Source organism: Pseudomonas sp. QS1027, assembly GCF_002814235.1.
In the GTDB taxonomy this organism is placed as follows: domain Bacteria; phylum Pseudomonadota; class Gammaproteobacteria; order Pseudomonadales; family Pseudomonadaceae; genus Aquipseudomonas.
Map to the genome: position 1 here is coordinate 1 of NZ_PHSU01000049.1, position 2505 is coordinate 2505.

Below are 2505 nucleotides of genomic sequence, written 5' to 3' on the forward strand. Positions count from 1 at the left end.
TGTAATATTTACCGGTTCCCACGCAAATCGAAGCCCATTCATCTTTCAACCACCGGCCCTTGTTGATAAATAAATTTCAAAAAGGGCGCATCCCATCTTAGGACCACACTACTCAACTATATGCTTGTAGAAATATTTTCTCCCGGCATCCCACTGCAACGACGCAATTCGATTCACGTAACCCATAACATCCTGCATACACCTATCGTCCACATCTTGCCCATAAAACACAGGACATTTTTCCCCACTCCAAACCGAAAGCAACGTTGGTGCATTGGCAAGCGGAAACTTTCTCTTTGAGTGCCTCGACTGAGCAACGGCCTCAATCAAAGCCTTGCATAGTGACCCGGGATGAGCAAGCGCACCCCCATAGTAATATGCACCAGTCACAAGCGACTTAGCAAATCCAGAGAACTTCTCGGACAGGCCTATCAGATCAACCTCCCCACCAACATAGCCCCATGGAAAAACCCTATCGATAGATGACAATATATCTTGTGAAATTGATACCTCACCATACTCACCAAGCAACGTGAACAGATAGGGAACCACCTCTGGCGAAAGAGTATCTGGCGCGGTAACGACAACGGTCAATATATCATCGTGATCAAGCTCCTCAAGAAGATTGTATACAAACGCAACATCCTGATGGCGAGCCGTATAACAATACAATCGGATTGCCTGCTTCCTTACCGACGCGTCTCGGCAAGAAACAATTAGTTCCTGAAGACGTGATCGAATCGAAAAATCACCACATTTCAGATGCTCACAGAGAAACTGAAGTTCACCAAGTTCGTCGACAGACTTCAAGCGGATACCCTCTTGCTTCTCCAATTCTGGCCCAAACCATACTCCTGGATGCAGGATATCAAAGCTTTGCACTTTACCCCTCATTAATTCACCAAAAGCACCAAAATGGGACGGATTTATTTTCATCGTGCCTAGCAGGAGCACTACCTTACTCATAAAAATTAAAATAAATCCGCCCCCCCCTTAGCATGTAATATCGAAAGATATAACACCTATTCTGCGTTGATCACTACTGTCGACGCGAGCATGTCCCCCAATCTTTTCCGCCCTCCAAAAAATACGAACACCCAATCTATAAATAGCAGATTAAACTTCAAAAAATTCCGAACAAATGACTGAAGATAGCTGCAGCCTAAAAGGCTGAACTCATCAACAGCTGAAATCTTCATCATTTTTTTACCAATGCTTTGGCCATCCCAAATAGCGTCAGAAAATAAAAAATATCCGCCACCGACGACCATCCCCACGAGAGAGGAGATACTGTACGGGCCTACAAAGCTCAAAACCGTGATGATGACAGAAATCAGAAAAAGCACGATGACTGAGTCAATGATCTGAGCAGCTAATCGACGAATTGGGCTGGCCAAATTGGGAGAGTGTTTCTGTGCGCGTCCATCCATACTGAATTCCATATTATCTCTTGACTGCCGGATCACTGTAAGAAATTACTGACAAGGTAACTTGAAAAGGGTACGAATTTATTTTCGATACGTCTGACAGGACCACCGCTTTACTCACCCAAAAAATAAATCCGCTCCCTTTTAGATCGATTGCCAAAGTGTCACCAGAGCAATCAAAGCACCGGCGGTAACCACTGATCCAGGGTGCAGCCGTCGGCCTTCGGCAATTCCTGGCTGCTCAGAGGGAGTCGAACACCGGAATCCTGATCAAAGATGCTGACCTGGCAGGTGCCGAAATTATTCGGGCCATCTGCGATGCCCCCCTTGATCACATAGCGGGCTCCCGGAATGAACTCACTGACAAAATCGACCCGGCAGGCGCGGTTACCGCTGGCCCATCCTAGCAGTACCAAATGGATGGGTTTTGTCGCTTCAATGGTGCGGGACGAAAAAGGGGACGCCCATTAGCCGGTCTCGAGTCAAGGCTAATGGGTGTCCCCTTTTCTGGTCCACTTTTCTGCTCTTTTCTGCTAAAAATCGATATTCGCCGCCGTATTCCCTCTTAATCATCATCAGAGAAATGAATCCAATGAGCAGACGCTGACGGAGTCCCCGAAACAAAAAACTCATGAACAATTGACCCCAATTTCATAAAATCTTTACAAATACGAAATGACGGCCAGTAATCTCCTGCTATATCTATGCTTGATGTATCTCCAGTACCATCGCTGTACCCATACCCTTCAGACTCATCTAAAAAAATTGTTACGTGATAAAAACCAGGTTTATTGACAATGAATAACCGCTCCTCACTTTTACCATAAAGCGTCAGGCTCTCAATCTCACCTTTCTTCATGGCTGACAAGTAACTACCCAGCGCACTTTCCTTCGGGTTCTCCAGCCATTCTTCAGCTGATGCGCCAATGCTCCTGAAAGACACTTTATTGACGAAGGCCGTATTATTTTCACTTACCATTTCACCCCACCCTGTTTAACCGGTGCAAAATCTTGCGGACCTATAGACTTCACCGTCCCATTCGGCTGAACTACTGATGTAAAAATTAAAATAAATCCG

At 45.7% G+C, this 2505-nt stretch carries 3 protein-coding genes; all 3 read right to left on the reverse strand.

Annotation, left to right across the window (positions count from 1 at the left end; all coding sequences use genetic code 11):
- Positions 1-108: 108 nt before the first annotated feature.
- The 3 genes from imm47 to CWE01_RS33475 all read right to left on the reverse strand — a co-directional run bounded on the left by imm47 (position 109) and on the right by CWE01_RS33475 (position 2406).
- A complete protein-coding gene (gene imm47, locus CWE01_RS32860) occupies positions 109-954 on the reverse strand; it encodes an Imm47 family immunity protein (protein ID WP_157815319.1) in 846 nt (281 codons plus the stop codon).
- A gap of 68 nt (positions 955-1022) precedes the next feature.
- Positions 1023-1442: an RDD family protein gene (locus CWE01_RS32865; RefSeq protein WP_256579441.1), complete on the reverse strand. Its 420-nt coding sequence runs from the start codon at positions 1440-1442 to the stop codon at positions 1023-1025.
- A gap of 550 nt (positions 1443-1992) precedes the next feature.
- On the reverse strand, positions 1993-2406 hold the full coding sequence (locus tag CWE01_RS33475; protein ID WP_157815320.1) for a hypothetical protein: 414 nt from the start codon (positions 2404-2406) through the stop codon (positions 1993-1995).
- Positions 2407-2505: the final 99 nt, after the last annotated feature.

What these genes read in the sequence shown, in the direction of transcription:
- CWE01_RS33475 (WP_157815320.1), bottom strand. Translation starts at nt 2,406, where the DNA reads ATGGTAAGTGAAAATAATACGGCCTTCGTCAATAAAGTGTCTTTCAGG.
- CWE01_RS32865 (WP_256579441.1), bottom strand. Translation starts at nt 1,442, where the DNA reads ATGGAATTCAGTATGGATGGACGCGCACAGAAACACTCTCCCAATTTG.